Here is a 17,078-nt window from a genome sequence, read left to right as displayed (position 1 = left end):
TTCGCCAATACCCAGAGAGCACGCCATGAAGCGTACCTATCAGCCGTCGAAAGTCCGTCGTGCCCGCACCCACGGTTTCCTGGAGCGCATGCGCACCCGTGGCGGCCGCGCAGTCATCCGCGCCCGCCGTTCCAAGGGCCGCGCCCGCCTGGCAGTCTGACGCCAGACCCCTGCAGTTCCGGCCGGTTGGCAGGTGAGCCCCCAAAGGTGAACCCCCACGCACGGTCCGGAGAGCAGGCTGCCGAAATGAAAGACGGCAGTTTCGCGTTCCGTCCCGAATACCGGCTCAGAAAAACGGATGAGTTCTCATCCGTTTTTTCTTTGAGGCGTACCCAGCGCAGTCGACATTTCGTGATTCATCACGGACCGTCCGGCTGCGATGGCGCTCGTCTGGGCGTCGTGGTTGCCAAGCGTTTCCTGAAGCGCGCCAACGCCCGCAACCTGATCAAGCGTCTGGCGCGGGAAGCTTTCCGCCACCAGCGCCCGACGCTGAAGCCGGTCGATATCATTCTGCGTCTCAACGCCCGTCCCGACGTACTGGACCGCAAGCGCCTGCGCGAAGAAATCGACGCGCTGCTTGGCCGCATGCGTCGTCCGATCATCGAGCCGTCAGGAGCCCCTGCATGAAATCCGTACTGCTGGGGCTTCTTGCCGTCTATCGTTACGCCATCAGCCCCATGCTGGGACGTAACTGCCGTTTCATGCCCAGCTGTTCAGAATACGCAGGCGAAGCCATCCGCCGTCACGGCAGTGTCCGTGGCAGCTGGCTGGCACTGAAGCGCGTGTCGCGCTGTCATCCGTGGCATCCGGGCGGTTACGACCCGGTACCCTGACGCCACCTTCCGACCTTCACACGACTCCGACGATGGATACCCAACGCTCCGCCCTGTTGATCGTATTTCTCTTTTCCATATTCATGCTGTGGGACGGCTGGCAGCGTTCGAACCAGCCGCCGGCACCGCCGGCAGCTGCAGCTGCGACCGCACAGTCTGCCGGCGCCCAGGCGCCGGTGCCGACCGTAAGCGCACCGGCGGCACCGTCCGACGTACCGCAGCAGGCAGCAGCTACGGCCCAGAAGACGGCGGCCCGGGTTGAGACCGACCTGTTCATCGCCGATGTATCGGCCGAAGGCGGTTCGCTCATCCGTCTTGAACTGCTGAAGCACAAGGCGGGTCCGGAATCGGAAGGCAATTTCGTGCTGCTGGACAATGGCGGCAACGGTGGCCACCTCTATCACGCACAGAGCGGCCTGATCGGCGCCGGCCTGCCGACGCACAAGACGGTGTACCAGCTGCCGGAAGGCGAGCTGAAGCTGGCTGAGGGCCAGGACACGGTCGAACTGAAGATGACCGCGCCCGGCCCGGACGGCGTCACCGTGACCAAGGTACTCACCTTCCACCGCGGCAGCTACCGGATCGATACCCGCTTCGACATCGCCAATGCGTCCGGCGCACCGGTCGCGGCCCACGCCTACTTCCAGCTGCTGCGCGACGGCACCAAGATTTCCAGCGGTACCAGCATGCTGAGCACCTTCACCGGCCCGGCGTTCTACAGCGAATCCGGCAAGTACCAGAAGGTCGAATTCAGCGATATCGACAAAGACAAGGCGAAGTTCCAGAGCAAGGCTCCGGATGGCTGGGTGGCGCTGGTTCAGCACTACTTCGTGAGCACCTTCGTGCCGGCGGCTGGCGTCGAGCGCGAGTTCTTCGCGAAGAAGGTCGGTGACAACCTGTACAGCGCCGGCGTCATCGTGCCGGTGGCTGCGGCCGCGCCGGGTGCCACTGCCTCGATCGACGTGCCGCTGTACGCCGGTCCGCAGATCCAGTCCAACCTCGACGCGATGGCGCCGGGTCTGGATTACGTGGTCGATTACGGCTGGCTCAAGATCATCGCCTCGCCGATGCACTGGGTGCTGGAAAAGCTGCACGGTCTGGTCGGCAACTGGGGCTGGGCCATCATCCTGCTCACCATCCTGATCAAGGCCATCTTTTTCCCGCTGTCCGCAGCGAGCTACAAGTCCATGGCCAAGCTGCGCCTGGTCACGCCGCGCATGCAGCAGATCAAGGAACGCCATGCCAATGACCGCATGCGCATGCAGCAGGAAATGATGGAGCTGTACAAGACCGAGAAGATCAATCCGCTCGGTGGCTGCCTGCCCATCGTGGTGCAGATTCCGGTGTTCATCGCGTTGTACTGGGTGCTGCTGGGCAGCGTCGAGATGCGCAATGCACCGTGGATAGGCTGGATCACCGATCTGTCGATCAAGGACCCGTTCTTCGTGCTGCCCATCATCATGGGTGTGACCATGTTCGTGCAGACCAAGCTGAACCCGACGCCGCCGGATCCGATCCAGGCCAAGGTGATGCTGTTCCTGCCGGTCGTGTTCACCGGCATGTTCCTGTTCTTCCCGGCCGGTCTGGTGCTGTACTGGACGGTGAACAACATTCTGTCGATCGCCCAGCAGTGGCAGATCACCCGCATGATCGAAGGTGGTAAGGCCGCGAAGGCCTGACGCGCGACCACGCGGCGCAGGGGCGCCGCTCTCCCGGGGTGAGATACTCCGGCGGGGGCGGCGCCCTTTTCACGTCTGCACCCGACATGAACACAGACGCACACGAAGCCGCCAGCGACAGGCAGCTTCGATGAGGACAGATCGATGACCCGACCGATACCGACCGACACCATTGCGGCGATTGCCACCGCCCCCGGAAGGGGCGGGGTAGGGGTGATCCGTGTGTCAGGTCGCGGCGCCGAAGCGGTGGCTCGCGGCGTGCTCGGCCGATTGCCCGCTGCGCGCCGGGCCGTGTTCGGCCGGTTCAAGGCCGGCGACGGTGCCGTGATCGATCACGGCATTGCGTTATGGTTCGAGGCGCCGGCGTCCTATACCGGCGAACACGTACTCGAACTGCACGGACATGGCGGCACCGCAGTGCTGCAGGCGTTGCTCGCGCGCTGCCTTGAACTGGGGGCGCGACCGGCACGGCCCGGCGAATTTACCGAGCGCGCCTTTCTGAACGACCGCATCGATCTGGCTCAGGCGGAGGCGGTGGCGGACCTGATTGATGCCACCACCACGTCTGCGGCACGTTCCGCCATGCGTTCGCTGGATGGCGAGTTCTCGCGTCACGTGCATGGGCTGGAAGAGGCGCTGGTCAATTTGCGCATGTTCGTCGAGGCGACGCTGGACTTTCCGGAAGAGGATGTCGAGTTTCTGGAACAGGCAGGCGCTCGCGGCAAACTGGCCGAGGTCATGCAGGCGCTCGATCGTCTTCGTCAGCGGGCACGTTGCGGTGCTGTGTTGAGGGAAGGTCTGACCGTCGTGCTGGCGGGTGCACCGAATGTGGGCAAGTCCAGCCTGCTGAATGCGCTGGCCGGAGAAGAGCGGGCCATCGTGACCGATATCGCCGGTACCACGCGCGACACCCTGCGCGAATTGATCGCCATCGACGGCGTACCGTTGCATGTGATCGATACCGCCGGTCTGCGTGAAACCGATGACCCGGTGGAGCAGGCCGGTATTGCCCGCACCCGCCGGGAACTGGAGCGCGCGCACGCGGTGCTGCATCTGGTCGATGCGGCGACCGGTTTCGACACCGAGGCGCAGGTGATCGATGCGCAGCTGCCATCCGGTCTGCCGCGCATCCGGGTGTTCAACAAGATCGATCTGCTTGGCAGTGCCGCGCGCAGCGAGCTGTGCGATGGCGTCGTGAATGTGTGGCTGTCTGTGCGCAGCGGTGAAGGGCTGGATCTGCTGCAGAGAGCATTGCTCGATTGCGTGGCGTGGCAGGGCGGGGCGGAAGATGCATTGGCTGCGCGTACCCGTCATCTGCATGCGCTTGACCGTGCTGTCGAACACCTTGAAGCGGCTAGGCGCTGCATTTCAGGTGCAGTTCTGCAACTCGAACTGTTCGCCGAAGAGCTGCGACTGGCGCACCGTGCGCTGGGCGATATCACCGGCGAGTTCACCCCGGATGATCTTCTGGGCGAAATTTTTTCCCGTTTCTGCATAGGCAAGTAAGGATGTTTCACGTGGAACATCCGGGACTGAACGCGTGCTGACGGATCTCGCCCTGCTGTGTGCCGGCGCCTTCTTTGCCGGACTGGTCGATGCCATGGTCGGAGGCGGCGGGCTGGTGCAGGTGCCGCTGCTGTTCAATGTATTCCCCGGTGCGCCACCGGCCACACTGTTCGGGACCAACAAGGCGGTCAGCATCGTCGGCACCGGTTTTGCTGCCCGGCGCTATCTGCGTACGGTTGATATGGACTGGGCGGTACTGGGCAGGGCTGCCGTGGCGGCTTTCATTGCGTCATTTGCCGGTGCGGCGGCAGTCGGCCTGTTTCACCCGCAAGCCTTGCGCCCGGTGGTGATCGTGCTGCTGCTGGCGGTGCTGGTCTACACGCTGAAGAAGAAGGACTTCGGCGTCATGCGCGGTACGAGCGAGCATCCTCCACGCCACGGTCTGGCGTTGTTGCTCGGTACAGCCATCGGTTTCTACGACGGCTTCTTCGGGCCAGGAACCGGCAGCTTCCTGATCTTTCTGTTTGCCCGCTGCTACGCGTGGGATTTCTTGCGTGCGTCGGCAGCCGCGAAGGTGGTGAATGTGAGCACCAATCTGGCGGCGCTTTCGTGGTTCGTGCCGGCGGGTGCCATCATGGCCAAGATCGCTGCTGCCATGGCGCTGGCCAATCTGGCTGGCGCCTGGGTGGGTTCGCATCTGGCGATGAAGAATGGCGCCGCTTTCGTGCGCCGGGTTTTCATTGCCGTAGTCAGCGTGCTGATTGCGCGCTTGAGCTGGGATACCTTCGCCGGCTGAGCGGCGAAGGATGTTCCACGTGAAACATCAGAAACCGATGCGTACCGGCGGCAGGATGATGGTTACACCGTCGTTGTGACGAGGGCGGTGATAGCTGTAGGGCGGCGGGCCATAGTAGGGGTAGGGCGGTGCCGCATACACCGGTGCCGGGTAATAGCCGTAGCGCACAGTCGGTCCGTAGTACGGGTGCGAATGATGACGGTGATGGTCCCGGTGCTTCCAGTGACTGTGCCTGTCGTGACCGCCATGATGGCCGTGGCGACGGTGGTCATCCCAGTCGGCCAGCGCACTTCCGCTGAAGGTCAGCGCCAGCGCAGTCAGTGCAGTTCCAAGCGTTTTCATCACAGTTCTCGATTGGGGAACACGTCCTTACGATAGTGCTGCCGATCTCTTAGTGCCGTAAGCAACTGTAAGGCAGTGAAACCGTGTCAACCTGGCGCCTTTATGTTCGGCGCACGACGCCGTATCATTCGCCCCCTTCCCCCTATTTTTTGCATCGCAGCGAACATGGATTTTCCGACCCGTTACGACGTGATCGTCATCGGTGGCGGCCACGCCGGCACCGAAGCCGCGCTCGCCGCCGCGCGGGTCGGTGCCCGCACGCTGCTGCTTACCCACAACATCGAAACCCTGGGCCAGATGTCCTGCAACCCGTCGATCGGCGGCATTGGCAAGGGCCATCTGGTGAAGGAAGTTGATGCGCTGGGCGGTGCGATGGCGCTGGCCACCGACGAGGGCGGCATACAGTTCCGCACGCTGAATGCGAGCAAGGGCCCAGCGGTGCGTGCCACCCGGGCCCAGGCCGACCGCATCCTGTACAAGGCGGCGATCCGTCGCCGACTCGAAAACCAGCCGAATCTCGATCTGTTCCAGCAGGCGGCCGCCGACCTCATCATGGACGGCGACCGCGCGGCTGGTGTGGTGACCGAAGTGGGCATCCGCTTTCATGCGAAGGCGGTGGTACTGACCGCCGGCACCTTCCTGAATGGCAAGGTGCACGTGGGTCTGCAGAACCATTCGGCCGGTCGGGCAGGGGATCCGCCGGCCATCCGTCTGGCCGAAAAGCTGAAGGAACTGGCGCTGCCGCAGGGCCGGCTGAAGACCGGCACGCCGCCACGCATCGACGGTCGCAGCATCGACTATTCGGTCATGCAGCCGCAGCCGGGCGATGACCCGGTGCCGGTATTCAGCTTCATCGGCTCGCGCGACATGCACCCGCGCCAGCTGCCGTGCTGGATGACCCACACCACGCTGCGCACGCACGACATCATCCGCGGCGGCCTCGACCGTTCGCCGATGTATACCGGCGTGATCGAAGGTGTGGGCCCGCGCTACTGCCCCAGCATCGAAGACAAGATCCACCGCTTCGCCGACCGCGACAGCCACAACATCTTCCTCGAACCGGAAGGGCTGACCACACACGAGGTGTACCCGAACGGGATTTCGACCTCGCTGCCCTTCGACGTGCAGGTGGAGCTGGTGCGCAGCATTCCCGGTCTGGAAAACGCGCACATCCTGCGTCCGGGCTACGCGATCGAGTACGACTACTACGATCCGCGCGGCCTGAAGGCGTCGCTGGAAACCAAGGCCATCCACGGGCTGTTCTTCGCCGGCCAGATCAATGGCACCACCGGTTACGAAGAAGCGGCGGCCCAGGGTCTGCTGGCCGGCCTCAATGCCGCGCGCCAGACGCAGGACCTCGACGCCTGGTGCCCGCGCCGCGACCAGGCCTATCTGGGCGTGCTGGTCGACGACCTGATCACCCGCGGCGTGTCCGAGCCCTATCGCATGTTCACCTCGCGCGCCGAATACCGGCTCAGTCTGCGCGAAGACAATGCCGACCTGCGCCTGACCGATGCCGCCCGTGAAATGGGCCTGATCGACGACCTGCGCTGGGACGCCTACAACCGCAAGCGCGACGCCATCGCCGCCGAGGAACAGCGGCTGCGTTCCACGTGGATCCGTCCGGACACACTGCCGGCCGAAGACGCGGTGCGTGTGCTGGGCAAGGCCATCGAGCGCGAATATTCGCTGTTCGATCTGTTGCGCCGGCCGGACGTGAGCTACGAAGCGCTGATGACGCTGCCCGGCGCGCCGGAGCCGATAGACCACGCGCCGGCCATCGAACAGCTGGACATTCTGGCCAAGTACCAGGGCTATATCGACCGCCAGCAGGACGAGGTCGACAGGCTGCGCGCCACCGAAGACACCCGGCTGCCGGACGATCTCGATTACGGCGCGGTCGGTGGCCTGTCGCGCGAAGTGCAGCAGAAGCTCACTACCCACCGGCCGGAAACCCTGGGTCAGGCTTCACGCATCCAGGGCATCACGCCGGCCGCGATTTCGCTGCTGCTGGTGCATCTGAAGAAACGCGCCGCAGTCCGCAACGCCGCCTGATTTTTGCGCAGCACCCCTTTCCGGGCCGGACCCTGACACCGTCCGGCCTTCTCGATCCGACGCACTGCCCATTTGTCATGACCCTGCAAAACGAACTCGACGCCGGCCTCGCCGCACTGGACCTGCCGCTCACCGCGACAGCCCGTACCCGTCTGCTGCGCTACATCGCACTGATGGCCAAGTGGAATGCGGTCTACAACCTGACCGCGATACGCGAAGAATCCCGCATGCTCACCCATCACCTGCTGGATGCGCTGTCGGTCGCCCGTTTCATTCCCGATGGCGCGACCCTGGTCGACATCGGCTCCGGCGGTGGCGTGCCCGGCATTCCGCTGGCCATCGCCCGGCCGGATCTCAGCGTGCTGTCGATCGAGCCGAATTCGAAGAAGGCATCCTTCCAGCAACAGGCGCGCATGGATCTGTCGATCGAGAACTTCGAGGTGCAGACCGCGCGCGCCGAGGCGGTGAACCTGCCCGAAGGCCGCGATTTCATCATTTCGCGCGCCTTCGGCGATCTGGCTGACTTCATCAAGGTGGCCGGCCATCTGCTGAAGCCGGACGGCCGCATGCTGGCCATGAAGGGCGTGTATCCGGACGAGGAAGTGCGCGCGATTCCCAAGGACTGGAAGCTGGTGCGTTCGGAAGAGCTGCAGGTGCCCGGCGTCGAAGGTGCGCGTCACCTGCTGTGGCTGGCGCGCGACGCCGCCACTGCCTGAGAACGCGCATGCCGCACATCTTCGCAGTCGCGAACCAGAAGGGCGGGGTGGGCAAGACCACCACCAGCGTGAACCTCGCCGCGGCGCTGGGCCAGGCCGGCCAGCGCACGCTGCTGGTCGATCTCGACCCGCAGGGCAATGCCACCATGGGCGCGGGCGTCGACAAGCGCACGCTCAAATCCAGCGTGTACCAGGTGCTGGTCGGCCTGTCGTCGCTGGCGGACGCGCGCGTTACCAGCCCGCATGCCGGGCTGGACGTGCTGCCGGCCAACCGTGATCTGGCCGGTGCCGAAGTCGAACTGGTCGGGCTGGAAAACCGCGAGAACCGGCTGAAGAAGGCGATCGCCGAACACGCCGCCGACTACGATTTCGTGCTGATCGACTGCCCGCCCAGCCTGAGCCTGCTCACGCTGAACGGCCTGTGTGCGGCGCACGGCGTCATCATTCCGATGCAGTGCGAGTACTACGCGCTGGAAGGCCTGTCCGACCTGGTGAACACGATCAAGAAGGTGCACGCCAACCTGAACCGCGACCTGAAGATCATCGGTCTGCTGCGCGTCATGTTCGACCCGCGCAGCACGCTGTCGCAGCAGGTGTCCGGCCAGCTCGAATCGCATTTTGGCGACAAGGTGTTCCGCACCCTGGTGCCGCGCAACGTGCGGCTGGCCGAAGCGCCGAGCTACGGCATCCCCGGCGTGCTGTTCGACAAGAACGCCAAGGGCGCGCAGGCCTACAGCGCCTTCGCGCAGGAAATGATCGAGCGGGTGAAAACCTACTGATCATCGTCCATAACAACAACGCACTACGACCATGACTCCTCCCAAACTCAAGGGCCTCGGCCGCGGCCTCGACGCACTGCTGGCTGGCAATTCAGGTGAAGCGGCCCAGAGCGGCGAACTGCGCACGCTGGACGTCGGCCTGCTGCAGCCGGGCAAGTACCAGCCGCGCACCCGCATGGATCCGGGTTCGCTGGAAGAGCTGGCCGAGTCGATCAAGTCGCAGGGGCTGATGCAGCCCATCATCGTGCGCGGGGTCGGTGGCGAGCGTTTCGAAATCATCGCCGGCGAACGCCGCTGGCGCGCGGCCCAGATCGCCGGCCTGAGCGAAGTGCAGGTGCTGGCGCGCGACATTCCGGACGATGCCGCGCTGGCGATGAGCCTGATCGAGAACATCCAGCGTGAGAACCTGAACCCGCTGGAAGAGGCGGCCGGCGTGCAGCGCCTGATCGACGAATTCGGCATGACCCACGAACAGGCGGCCAATGCCATCGGCCGTTCGCGTTCTGCCACCACCAATCTGCTGCGCCTGCTGCAGCTGGCCGAGCCGGTGCAGGAACAGCTGGTGACCGGTGACCTCGACATGGGCCACGCGCGTGCGCTGCTGAGCCTGCCCAAGGGCGATCAGATCGCGCTCGCCAACCGCGTGGTGGCTCAGGGGCTGACCGTGCGCGACACCGAAAAGCTGGTGGCGCGCGGCGGTCTGGCGGAGCAGGGCAGCCGTGCCAAAGCCGAACCGTCGCGCGACCTGGCGCGGCTGGAAGAGGAACTGTCGGACATCGTCGGCGCACCGGTGTCGATTGCGGCCAACCCGCGCGGCGCTGGCAAGCTCACCGTCAAGTTCACCGATCTCGACCAGCTGGACGGCCTGATCGCCCGCCTGCGCGGCTGACGCGAGCGCTCGCGACACCTGGCCCGGACGACGGCGCGGGTGTGCTTTTCGTGGCAGCGACCCCCGGTCGCGATGCAGCGATCGCGGACTGCCGGCTCCGATTCAGGCTGCGATCGCGAGCAGCCCCGCTTTCACAGGATCCGGTCAGACCTGCACACTCAGCGCGACATACACCGCCAGTTCGGTCAGCTGCTGCACCGCGCCCAGACAGTCGCCGGTATAGCCGCCGATGCGGCGCCGGAAGTGGCGGGCGGCGGTGACGGTGACGAGCACCGCCAGTCCGGCCACCCAGGCGATCTGTACCGGTGCCAGCAGCGCCAGCGGCGCCAGTCCGCACAGCGCGGCCCACAGCATGCCGCCTCCCGACAGCTTGACCGCCAGCGGCTTGGCACGCGACACGCCATCCGGGTCGTCGTCGCGCGCGTAGGCCATGGTGTAGATGAGTGCGGTCGCGCACAGCCTGGACAGCGGATGGGCCACCAGCAGTGCGATCACCGCGCCCGCCAGCGGCAGCGATGACAGCGCGGCCAGCTTGGCCGCCAGCATGAGCACGATGCCGATCGCGCCGTAGGCGCCGATGCGCGAGTCCTTCATGATGCTCAGGATCTGCTCGCGCGACCAGCCGCCACCGAAGCCGTCGCACACATCGCCCCAGCCGTCCTCGTGGAAAGCGCCGGTCAGCCGTATCGTGGCCGCGGTCGACAGCACCACCGCGAGTGCGGCCGGCAGCGCCTGACCGGTCATCCACAGCACCGCCGCCCCGGCCGCGCCGACGATCCAGCCCACGGCCGGAAACCAGCGCGCGCTGGCATTCATCAGTTCGTTGGACCAGCCCACCCAGGCCGGCACCGGCAGCCGCGTGAAGAAGCGCAGCGCGTTGAAGAACAGTTCGAGTTCGCGGCGGATCATCGCTGCGTTACCGCTGTCCGCCGCTCACGCCTTCGACACCCCGGCCGAATCGAAGCTGGCCATGTCGCGCAGGATGGCTGCCGCCGCACGCACCAGCGGCCAGGCCAGCGCGGCGCCAGTGCCTTCGCCGAGACGCAGGTCCAGATCGAGCAGCGGCCGGGCGCCCATGTGTTCCAGCTGTATCGCGTGGCCGCGCTCCTGCGAACGGTGCGAGAACACGCAGTACTCGCGCAACGCCGGTGCGTGGGTCTGGGCGACCAGCGCGGCGGCCGAACTGATGAAGCCGTCGATCAGCAGCAGCATGCGCGACTGCGCGGCGCCCAGCATGGCGCCAGCCATGGTTGCGATCTCGAAGCCGCCAAAGGCGGCCAGCACCGCGAACGCGTCGCGCGGGCCGGTGTAGTCGGCGGCCAGCGCGGCCAGCACCCGCTTCTTGTCGGCCAGTGCGGCGTCGCCGAGGCCGGTGCCGCGGCCGACGCAGTCGTCCATCGGCGCGCCGGTCAGCAGGTGGGTGATCAGTGAGGCGGAGGCGGTGTTGCCGATGCCCATTTCGCCGAAGCCGAGCACGCGTGCGCCGCTGGCCGCGATGTCGCGGGCGATGCGCGCGCCGTTGTCGAGCGCCTGCGCGCACTGCGCCGGCGTCATCGCCGGGCCGTCGAACCAGCTGGCGGTACCCGACGCCACCTTGGCGTCGATCAGGCCGGCGCGTGGCCCGAAGTCGTGCGCCACGCCGCAGTCGGCGATGTGCAGCGTCATGCCGCCCTCGCGCGCCAGCACGTTGATGGCGGCGCCCCCGGCGAGGAAGTTCTCGACCATCTGCCAGGTCACGTCGGCCGGGTAGGCGGACAGACCGCGGCCGCGCGCGTCGCGCAGCGTGCCGTGGTCGCCGGCGCACACCAGCAGGTGCGGTGTGCCGGGTTCGGGCGCGGTCGAGCCCAGCACCTGACCGATCTGCAGCGCCAGCGCCTCCAGCCGGCCGAGTGCGCCCAGCGGCTTGGTCTTGTTATCGATGCAGGCCTGAAGCGCGGCGGACAGGTCGGGGGCGGGCGGGGCGAGGTCGAAGCGGGGCGTCATGGTGATCCGGTGGTGCAGTGCAGCCCGGCAGTTTAGCCGGCTGGCGGGCAGGGCGTGGGCCAGCGACAATGGCAGCCCGCATCGATCCCGCTTCGCCCCCGCTGTGCGCACCCGTCTTGAATTCCTGCTGCTGGCGCTGATCTGGGGCGCGTCCTTCGCGTTGTACCGCGTCGCCATTCCCGAACTGGGCCTGCCGCTGACCGTGGGGCTGCGGCTTGCACTGGCGTCGGCCGCGCTGCTGGCGGTGTTCGGCTGGCCACTGCGCCAGGTGGCGGCGGGCGAGCGCCGGCGCGTGGCCGGCTGGCTGCTGCTGACCGGTGCCGGCAGCACCGCGCTGCCGTTCGTGCTTTTTGCCGAAACCGTCATGCGCTCCAGCGCCGGCTTCGCCGCGGTATTGAACGCGACCTCGCCGCTGTTTTCGGCGCTGCTGGGCGTGTGGGTATGGCGCGAAGCGGTGTCGCGCTCGAAGCAGCTGGGCCTGCTGCTCGGCTTTGTCGGTGTCGCAATGCTGGCGGCGCTGCGTGACACCGGTCCGCTGAAGGTGGGGCTGGACGCGGTCGCGCTGGGGCTGGTCGCGGCGGCGTCCTATGGCCTGTGCGTGCAGTGGGTGAGGCGGCGGCTGCACGATGTGCCGCCGACCGCGGTGGCGACCGGCATTTCGCTGGTCGGCGCGTTGCTGCTGCTGCCCTGGGCGTTGCTGTCGCTGCCGGACCAGCTGCCGTCCTGGCGGCCCTTGCTGGCGGTGGCCATGCTGGGCCTGGTGTCGACCGCGCTGGCCAATGCGCTGTATTTCCGGCTGATCGGCCGCATGGGCGCCACCCAGGCGCTCAGCGTCACCTTCCTGATTCCGCCCTTCGCCATGCTGTGGGGTCACCTGCTGTTCGATGAGCGGCCCACGCTGGCCATGCTGGGAAGCACCGTGATCATTCTGGCGGGTACCGCACTGAGCGTGGGCTGGCGGCGTGCGCGCTGAAGCGGTCAACGCGCGCGCCGCGGGAATCGTTGTATGAGCGCCCGGCCGCTGCCGGCGCTCTTGGAGACCGGGCCGCTGCTGGCATAGACTTGCGGGCCGCGTCGCCGAGCCTGCGCCGGATCCCGCCCGGCCCCGCGCCAGAAAAGAATCCTGGTTCAACCACATCGTCGAGGAACACCATGAAAACGCTGATTTCCGCTGTCGTCTGTGCCGCCGCGCTCGTGAGCGCACCGGCTTTCGCCAGCAAGGACCTGGCCACCGCCAAGGGCTGCCTGGCCTGTCATTCGCAGGGCGCCGACACCAAGATCGGCCCGGGTTACGCCGCGGTCGCCAAGAAGTACGCCGGCCAGAAAGACGCCGAAGCCAAGGTCGCCGCCTTCATCAAGGCCGGTACCCCGGCTGGCGGCAAGACCCTCTGGGGTGGCCCGATGCCGATGCCGGCCCAGTCCGCGCTGTCGGATGCCGATGCCAAGACCCTGGCTGCCTGGGTACTGGCCGGCGCGAAGTAATCCGTTTCTGCGCGTGCGCACGAAAGCCGGCCTGTAGGCCGGCTTTTTCGTTCACCGCAGGATTGCGGGCAAGGCCACCCGCTATTCACCGTGTTGCCGTTCACGGTGCACTGCTAAAGTGCCGCGCATCCCGCAATGGAGCCGGCCATGGATGCAGCACCCGCACGTACCCGCTACGGCATGCAGGTCACCGAATCGATACGGCAGACCCGCGTACGCTATGTGCTGCTGTTTGCCGCCGCGCTGGCTACGCCGCTGCTCTATCCGCCGACCACCGCGCTGCTGCTGCTGGCGCTGGTGAGCTACGCGATCCGGATGTTCGGCGTCGAAGGCATCTATCACCGCTACTTTTCGCACCGGGCCTTCCGCTGTTCGCGCCGGGTGCAGTTCGTGCTGGCACTGATCGCATCGCAGTGCGGCCAGCACGGGCCACTGTGGTGGGCTTCGGTTCATCGCCACCACCATCAGAACGTCGAGGCGCCGGAAGATCCGATCTCGCCGCGCCAGCACGGCCTGTTTCACTCGCATGTCGGCTGGGTGTGGTGCGAGCGCTACAAGGACACCGACCTCGACCGCGTGCCGGATTTCGCCCGCTACCCGGAAATCCTCTGGATAAACAAGCACTACACGCTGCTCATGCTGTCCGGCGCCTTCTTCATCTGGCTGCTGGCCCGCGCTGGCGTGTTCGGGCCGGACGTGAGCGGCGGCGCTGCGCTGATGTGGGGCTTCTTCCTGCCGACCGCGCTCGGCGTGCAGACTGTGTCCATGGTCAATTCGGTCGGCCATTTCCGCCGCCTGCCGGGCGGTTACCGCCGCTTCGACACCGACGACGATTCGATGAACCGTCCGCTGCTGGCGCTGTTCACGATGGGCGGTGGCTGGCACAACAACCATCACCGCTACGGCGCCAGCGCCCGCGCCGGCTTCGCCTGGTACGAGCTGGACATCACCTTCCTCATCCTGAAACTGCTGGCCCTGCTGGGCATCATCCGCGATCTGCGCGACCGTCTGCCGGACGACGTGCGGGAAGAGGGCGGGCTGGCGCCCGCGCCAGCGGGCGACAAGGTGGGCGGCTGAGCGTCGGAAAACTTTGCACGCGTGTCCGCAGGCTTTGCAACGACGGTGAGCCGTGATGGCCGTGTACCTGGCGAACGGGGCATTCCGGTTGCAGCCGCTTCCGTGCGGCCGGTCACGCTGCGCATGAGGTGGAACAGGGTGGGCGGCGCACAAGCGCTTACCCCTGTGCTAGCGCCGCACCGTGCGCACTGTCGGTAAGCCTTACAGCACCCAAACGGCGTGCCGCCGGGCTGTCCTGCATCCTGCTGTTCACAATACGTAATACCAAAGTCATACGTTTTGGCACATCGCTTGCTGTCGCTCGGTCAAACATTACCGGAGCGTTACAGATGAAATTCCGCACCCTTCTGCTGCCCGCCCTGATCGCCGCCCTGTCCGGCGGTGCGCAGGCCGCTTCCATGCTCAGTTTCGGCGCCAGCGGCTATGGCACCCAGTTCCTGGAAGCCAACGACGACCGCTCGACCAATCAGATCCGGCTGCCGTTCAGCATCAACTTCTTCGGTCAGACCTACAGCAATTTCTTCGTCAACAACAACGGCAACATCACCTTTGAAAGCGCGCTGAGCTCGTTTACGCCGGCCGCATTCCCGATCGCTTCGCAGCCGATGATTGCGCCCTACTGGGGTGACGTGGATACCCGTGGCGTGGGCAATGTGTGGATCCATTCACCGAACGACGACACGCTGGCGGTGACCTGGCAAAACGTCGGCTACTACAACCAGCAGACCAACAAGACCAACAGCTTCCAGCTGCTGCTGCGCAACCGTGCCGACACCGGTGCCGGCAACTTCGACGTCGATTTCCGCTACCAGAGTCTTGAATGGACCACCGGTGACGCCAGCGACGGATCGAACGGTCTCGGCGGCATTCCGGCGCAGGCCGGCTACGACGCCGGTGACGGCATCAACTACCTGACCCTGCCCGGTTCGCGTACCGGCGACGTGCTGAACCTGCAGAACACCACCAATGTGGCCGGCGGCGAAGCCGGCCTGTGGTCCTTCGCCATCCGCAACGGTCAGCTGCCGGGCAGCTCGCCCACCAATCCGCTGATGCCGGTGGCCAGCGACGAAGGCTGGAACTTCAACTTCAACATCGTGCCGGGCCGGACCGTGTTCATCGATCCGGACATCGCCATCGGCTACGACTACATCGTGAACAGCGGCCCGTCGATCGCCTCGGTGCTGCTGCCGACCTTCGGCGATGGCCTGTACGACCTGTGGCTGTGGAATGGCAGCGAGTGGGTCGCCACCGGCGACGTGCTGACCGGCGGTGTGACCTACAACTTCGTCGAGGCGGTCACCCGCTTCCGCATCCTGGGCATCGAACAGGGCGCCGCGCTCGACCCGCTGAACCCGACCGCCTTCGTCACCGGCCTCACTTTCGACAGCAGCGGTCAGGTGTCGATGTCGCAGAACCCGATCACCGTGTCGGTGCCGGTGCCCGAGCCGGAAACCTACGCGATGTTCCTGGCCGGTCTGGGCCTGGTCGCCATGGCCCGCCGTCGCCGCGCCGCCTGAGTTTCCGGCGGCAGAGGACAGCGATGCCGGCCTGCGTTCGCGCAGTCCGGCATCGTCGTTTCTGCCGCGCCCAAATTGACGCTCCGGGCGGTCACCCGCAGAATCCGGGGCTGACAACCTTTTCAGCCCTCCGCGGAGATTCCAGATGACCCCGATCACCTCGTCGCGCCCGCTGACCGCACTGGTCGCGCTGTCCGCCTGCCTGCTTGCGGCCTGCGGCCAGAAGGACGACGCGGCCGCCCCGGCTGCCGCCGACGCCGCGGCCACCGTCACCATACGGCTGGGCCATGTGGCGCCGCTGACCGGGCCGCAGGCGCATCTGGGCAAGGACAACGAGAATGGCGCACGGCTGGCGATCGACGACCTGAATGCCGAAAAGCTGCTGATCGGCGGCAAGGTGGCCAAGTTCGAACTGCTGGGCGAAGACGACCAGGCTGACCCGCGCCAGGGCACGACGGTGGCGCAGAAGCTGGCCGACGCCCACGTCAACGCGGTGATCGGTCACCTGAACTCCGGCACCACCATTCCGGCGTCGCGCATCTACCACGACGCCGGCATCGTGCAGGTGTCGCCGTCGGCCACCAACCCGACCTACACCCGTCAGGGTTACAAGACCGCCTTCCGCGTGTTCGCCGACGACGTGCAGCAGGGCAGCGTGCTCGGCGGCTTCGCGGTGACCAAGCTGGGCGCTAAGAAGATCGCCATCATCGACGACCGCACCGCCTACGGTCAGGGCCTGGCTGACGAGTTCGACAAGGCGGCCAAGGCGGCGGGCGCCACCATCGTCACCCGTGAATACACGACCGACAAGGAAACCGATTTCGCCGCCATCCTGACCAAGGTGAAATCGACCAGACCGGATCTGGTGTTCTACGGTGGCATGGACACCCAGGCCGGCCCGATGGCGCGCCAGCTCAGGACGCTCAATATCGGCGCACCCATGCTGTTCGGCGACGGCGCCTGCACGGTCGAGTTCCACAAGCTGGCGGGCGAGGGCGCTGACGGCCACTACTGTTCGCTGCCCGGCGTGCCGCTGGACCAGATGGCCGGCGGCAGCGCCTTCCGTGACCGCTACAAGGCCAAGTACAACGCCGACATCCAGCTCTACGCGCCCTATGCCTACGACGCGGTGCGAGTGGTGGCCGAGGCGATGAAACAGGCCGGTTCGGTCGACACCGCCAAATTCCTGCCGGCGCTTGCCGCGCTGAACTACCCGGGTCTGACCGCGCAGATCCAGTTCGACGAGAAGGGCGACATCAGGGACGGCGCGATCACGCTGTACCAGGCCAAGGGCGGCGCCTGGAGCGCGCTCGAAACCCTGGGCGGCAAGGCGCCGAACTGATCCCCGGCGCGGCCATGCCGCGCCCCGCAGGCCGCGCCGGCAGCTGCCGGTGCGGCTTCCTTCCCCGGGTGCCGCGCGGCGG

At 66.4% G+C, this 17,078-nt stretch carries 18 protein-coding genes; 15 read left to right on the top strand and 3 right to left on the bottom strand.

Going from position 1 to position 17,078, the window contains the following annotated elements; all coding sequences use genetic code 11:
• The first annotated feature begins 25 nt into the window (after positions 1-25).
• The 6 genes from rpmH to METUNV2_RS0118670 all read left to right on the top strand — a co-directional run bounded on the left by rpmH (position 26) and on the right by METUNV2_RS0118670 (position 4,814).
• Positions 26-160, top strand: coding sequence for a 50S ribosomal protein L34 (gene rpmH / locus METUNV2_RS0118695; RefSeq protein ID WP_008063530.1), 135 nt, complete (start codon positions 26-28; stop codon positions 158-160).
• A gap of 86 nt (positions 161-246) precedes the next feature.
• A complete protein-coding gene (gene rnpA, locus METUNV2_RS19730; RefSeq protein WP_081618562.1) occupies positions 247-627 on the top strand; it encodes a ribonuclease P protein component in 381 nt (126 codons plus the stop codon).
• Positions 624-833: a membrane protein insertion efficiency factor YidD gene (gene yidD / locus METUNV2_RS0118685; RefSeq protein ID WP_018231003.1), complete on the top strand. Its 210-nt coding sequence runs from the start codon at positions 624-626 to the stop codon at positions 831-833. The genes rnpA and yidD overlap by 4 nt, the downstream gene beginning before the upstream one ends.
• Positions 834-865: 32 nt before the next feature.
• The gene (yidC, locus tag METUNV2_RS0118680; RefSeq protein ID WP_018231002.1) at positions 866-2,512 is read left to right on the top strand and encodes a membrane protein insertase YidC; all 1,647 of its coding nucleotides are present in this window, start codon (positions 866-868) and stop codon (positions 2,510-2,512) included.
• 144 nt (positions 2,513-2,656) lie between these two features.
• Positions 2,657-4,018: a tRNA uridine-5-carboxymethylaminomethyl(34) synthesis GTPase MnmE gene (gene mnmE, locus METUNV2_RS0118675; RefSeq protein WP_026188287.1), complete on the top strand. Its 1,362-nt coding sequence runs from the start codon at positions 2,657-2,659 to the stop codon at positions 4,016-4,018.
• A gap of 34 nt (positions 4,019-4,052) precedes the next feature.
• Positions 4,053-4,814: a sulfite exporter TauE/SafE family protein gene (locus METUNV2_RS0118670; protein ID WP_018231000.1), complete on the top strand. Its 762-nt coding sequence runs from the start codon at positions 4,053-4,055 to the stop codon at positions 4,812-4,814.
• A gap of 27 nt (positions 4,815-4,841) precedes the next feature.
• Here the strand turns inward: METUNV2_RS0118670 and METUNV2_RS0118665 are convergent, their stop codons facing one another.
• A complete protein-coding gene (locus METUNV2_RS0118665) occupies positions 4,842-5,156 on the bottom strand; it encodes a hypothetical protein (RefSeq protein WP_018230999.1) in 315 nt (104 codons plus the stop codon).
• 165 nt (positions 5,157-5,321) lie between these two features.
• On the opposite strand from METUNV2_RS0118665, the gene mnmG reads away from it, so the two are divergent.
• The 4 genes from mnmG (at position 5,322) to METUNV2_RS0118645 (ending at position 9,595) form a co-directional block, all read left to right on the top strand.
• Positions 5,322-7,211 carry a tRNA uridine-5-carboxymethylaminomethyl(34) synthesis enzyme MnmG gene (gene mnmG, locus METUNV2_RS0118660; RefSeq protein WP_018230998.1) on the top strand — a complete coding sequence of 630 codons (1,890 nt, stop codon included), beginning with the start codon at positions 5,322-5,324 and terminating at the stop codon, positions 7,209-7,211.
• A 77-nt stretch (positions 7,212-7,288) separates the two neighbouring features.
• Positions 7,289-7,927, top strand: coding sequence for a 16S rRNA (guanine(527)-N(7))-methyltransferase RsmG (gene rsmG / locus METUNV2_RS0118655; protein WP_018230997.1), 639 nt, complete (start codon positions 7,289-7,291; stop codon positions 7,925-7,927).
• Positions 7,928-7,935: 8 nt separating this feature from the next.
• The gene (locus METUNV2_RS0118650) at positions 7,936-8,706 is read left to right on the top strand and encodes a ParA family protein (RefSeq protein ID WP_018230996.1); all 771 of its coding nucleotides are present in this window, start codon (positions 7,936-7,938) and stop codon (positions 8,704-8,706) included.
• A gap of 31 nt (positions 8,707-8,737) precedes the next feature.
• Positions 8,738-9,595, top strand: a complete 858-nt coding sequence (locus METUNV2_RS0118645; protein WP_018230995.1) for a ParB/RepB/Spo0J family partition protein — start codon at positions 8,738-8,740, stop codon at positions 9,593-9,595.
• A 144-nt stretch (positions 9,596-9,739) separates the two neighbouring features.
• Here METUNV2_RS0118645 and METUNV2_RS0118640 read toward each other — a convergent pair whose 3' ends face one another.
• The gene (locus METUNV2_RS0118640; RefSeq protein WP_018230994.1) at positions 9,740-10,504 is read right to left on the bottom strand and encodes an adenosylcobinamide-GDP ribazoletransferase; all 765 of its coding nucleotides are present in this window, start codon (positions 10,502-10,504) and stop codon (positions 9,740-9,742) included.
• A 24-nt stretch (positions 10,505-10,528) separates the two neighbouring features.
• Positions 10,529-11,578 carry a nicotinate-nucleotide--dimethylbenzimidazole phosphoribosyltransferase gene (gene cobT / locus METUNV2_RS0118635; protein ID WP_018230993.1) on the bottom strand — a complete coding sequence of 350 codons (1,050 nt, stop codon included), beginning with the start codon at positions 11,576-11,578 and terminating at the stop codon, positions 10,529-10,531.
• A gap of 103 nt (positions 11,579-11,681) precedes the next feature.
• Here cobT and METUNV2_RS0118630 point away from each other — a divergent pair, with 103 nt between their 5' ends.
• The 5 genes from METUNV2_RS0118630 to METUNV2_RS0118610 all read left to right on the top strand — a co-directional run bounded on the left by METUNV2_RS0118630 (position 11,682) and on the right by METUNV2_RS0118610 (position 16,996).
• The gene (locus tag METUNV2_RS0118630) at positions 11,682-12,551 is read left to right on the top strand and encodes a DMT family transporter (RefSeq protein ID WP_018230992.1); all 870 of its coding nucleotides are present in this window, start codon (positions 11,682-11,684) and stop codon (positions 12,549-12,551) included.
• A gap of 179 nt (positions 12,552-12,730) precedes the next feature.
• Positions 12,731-13,060, top strand: coding sequence for a c-type cytochrome (locus METUNV2_RS0118625; RefSeq protein WP_018230991.1), 330 nt, complete (start codon positions 12,731-12,733; stop codon positions 13,058-13,060).
• A 147-nt stretch (positions 13,061-13,207) separates the two neighbouring features.
• Positions 13,208-14,137, top strand: a complete 930-nt coding sequence (locus METUNV2_RS0118620; RefSeq protein WP_018230990.1) for an acyl-CoA desaturase — start codon at positions 13,208-13,210, stop codon at positions 14,135-14,137.
• Between the two features lie 329 nt (positions 14,138-14,466).
• Positions 14,467-15,654, top strand: a complete 1,188-nt coding sequence (locus tag METUNV2_RS0118615) for a nidogen-like domain-containing protein (RefSeq protein WP_018230989.1) — start codon at positions 14,467-14,469, stop codon at positions 15,652-15,654.
• Between the two features lie 145 nt (positions 15,655-15,799).
• Positions 15,800-16,996 (top strand): branched-chain amino acid ABC transporter substrate-binding protein, encoded by a 1,197-nt coding sequence (locus METUNV2_RS0118610; RefSeq protein WP_018230988.1) that lies wholly within the window; start codon positions 15,800-15,802, stop codon positions 16,994-16,996.
• Positions 16,997-17,078: the final 82 nt, after the last annotated feature.

It is taken from the genome of Methyloversatilis universalis EHg5 (assembly GCF_000378945.1).
GTDB classification, from domain to species: Bacteria; Pseudomonadota; Gammaproteobacteria; order Burkholderiales; family Rhodocyclaceae; genus Methyloversatilis; species Methyloversatilis universalis_A.
The sequence above is the reverse complement of the archived record's forward strand: the minus strand, read 5'-3'. Positions and strand labels throughout refer to the sequence as shown.